Source organism: Okeania sp. SIO2B9 (assembly GCF_010672505.1).
In the GTDB taxonomy this organism is placed as follows: Bacteria; Cyanobacteriota; Cyanobacteriia; order Cyanobacteriales; family Microcoleaceae; genus Okeania; species Okeania hirsuta.
The window spans coordinates 1-2,116 of the sequence record NZ_JAAHGK010001298.1; the positions used below are offsets into that span (position 1 = coordinate 1).

Annotated in this window: 2 protein-coding genes; one reads left to right on the forward strand and one right to left on the reverse strand. The window is 35.4% G+C overall.

Going from position 1 to position 2,116, the window contains the following annotated elements; genetic code table 11:
- The coding region (locus F6K13_RS30045; RefSeq protein WP_287289407.1) for an ABC transporter permease at positions 1 to 786 on the forward strand (786 nt) is incomplete at its 5' end.
- Positions 787 to 1,166: 380 nt separating this feature from the next.
- Here F6K13_RS30045 and F6K13_RS30050 read toward each other — a convergent pair.
- Complete coding sequence (locus F6K13_RS30050) at positions 1,167 to 1,814, reverse strand: Uma2 family endonuclease (RefSeq protein ID WP_124143278.1); 648 nt, start codon at positions 1,812 to 1,814, stop codon at positions 1,167 to 1,169.
- Positions 1,815 to 2,116 lie beyond the last annotated feature (302 nt).

Genomic DNA, 2,116 nt, shown 5'->3' on the forward strand with positions numbered 1-2,116 from the left:
TACCCCATTAACTTAGGTTTAGCTTTATTTACTGCCCCTATTGGTATTAGTTTAATTTTATTTGCAGTTAGAGATAAAAATCCATTAATTGGCGACCCAGAACCTACCTTAGCTCCTTTAGCTTTGCGAGTATTATTTGTATTTACCTGTGCTTGTTTATGGGTTAGTCTGTCTAGTTCTCTGCAAGAAATAGTCAAAGAATCAGCTATTTATATTCGGGAAAGATTAGTTAACTTAGGATTATTTGCTTATCTCAGCTCAAAATTAATAGTTCTAGGATTATTAGCAACTCTGCAAACTCTATTAATAGTAGTAGTAGTAATACTGGGATTTGAAAATCCCCAGCCAGAATTAATTTCATGGCCTATAGGAGTTAGTATTACCACTTTTTTAACATTAATAAGCTGTATTAGTCTGGGATTAATGATTTCATCTATTGTGAAAAATGGTTCTCAAGCTAATAGTGCTTTACCCTTAATATTGCTACCTCAAATTATTTTTTCTGGTGTTTTATTTGAAATGACAGGTATAGCTAGTAAATTTTCTTGGCTAATGTTAAGTCGTTGGTCTGTAGCTGCTTATGGGGCACTTGTAAATGTTAATAATATGGTGCCAGAAGCAACTAAATTACCAAATGGAAGTACCGTTCCATTACCATTTTCTGGTTCAGATGTTTACAACCTTAACTGGGAAAATTTAGGGATAAGTTGGGGAGCTTTATGTTTACATTCGCTGATTTATTTAGGCTTTACTATTTGGTTTCAGAAGAGGAAAGATATTGTATGATAATTAATTATTAATAATTAATAATTAATCCCTAGAGATTTAAAGTCTCTCATTACCAACGGATAATGGATAATTGATAATTATTGCTCTGCTGAATAAATCTAAAAGCATTGACATATAAAGACAAGTGCCTTTTTGGGGTCGAATTGCAGTGCAAATTTTTCAGCTGTTTATGCTCATGCATGGAGCGTATTTTAAGCTCATAGTTGGGCAGAAAAATCCCAAATTGACAATTGTTACTCCTACCTCCTCGCTCATTCCCATGTCTCCCCTCCTGGGAGGGGGAGGGGCGAGGGGTGGGTTGTCTCCTACCCCTACTAAAAGACTTTTGAGCGCAAACCCTAATTAGAGATAGTTTTCATTATCCATGATTCATTTCCCTACTCCCTATTTTGAAACTGATTTAATAACCAAGCATAAACTTGAGTTTGATTTGTTTGACGAGTGCGCTGAAGTGCTTCCTCTAATAAAGAAATGTCTAAACCAGGCAAAACTTGAGACCGATCGATTTTTCTACTACCACCGTCAGCAACAGCAAAGGCAATAATTTCTACATTCTGGACATCAACTATCCAATATTCAGCAATATTCAGTGCTTCGTACAGCAAACGCTTTTCCCCTTTATCATCAGGGAGGGAAGTATTGGCAACTTCAATAACTAGAGTTGGTGAGGGATAAATATCTAGGTCAATAATAGAACTTCCCCAAGGAATAACATCAGCATTTTCCCCAATGTAATAGGAAACATCGGGTTGAGTTGCTTGATATCCTGTTTTGCGGTAGGTACAATTATCTTTACCATTTAGATCAATGTTTTTGGTAGCAGCAAAGAGACCAACTGCAGTAATGATAACTGTGTGGTCACTAGCGTGGTCATTTCCTAATGGTGACATTTCTATTCTGAGTTTTCCTTTGTGGTAGTAAACTTTGGCTTTTTCATAACTTGGGTCTTCAAGAGTTTGGATGTATTGTTCCCAAGTTGCTGTTATCCAAGTTTCTGTGAGTAGTTGAGTTTGGGTTTTGCTCATGTTTTGTCGGAAAAGGTATATTTTATATTTTAGATCAGGTTAGCGATCGCTCTTTTAAGAATTAACTCTATCTAACCATTTTTCAGCTTGAGAATATTTATCTTTAACGAAAAAGAATTTGTTTGAGTAGTTTTTATATTCATTTATTTTCTCTATATTATATCATGTTATCCCTCCGGGTGAGCTACGAATTGCGGACGGGTCAGTTATAAATAAAATTTAAGGACTGACAGTACCGACAGTACCAAATAAATACTGAAATTATCAATACCCCCAATACCAATATTTTCTCTTTTTCTCCT

What these genes read in the sequence shown, in the direction of transcription:
- F6K13_RS30050 (WP_124143278.1), bottom strand. Translation starts at nt 1,814, where the DNA reads ATGAGCAAAACCCAAACTCAACTACTCACAGAAACTTGGATAACAGCA.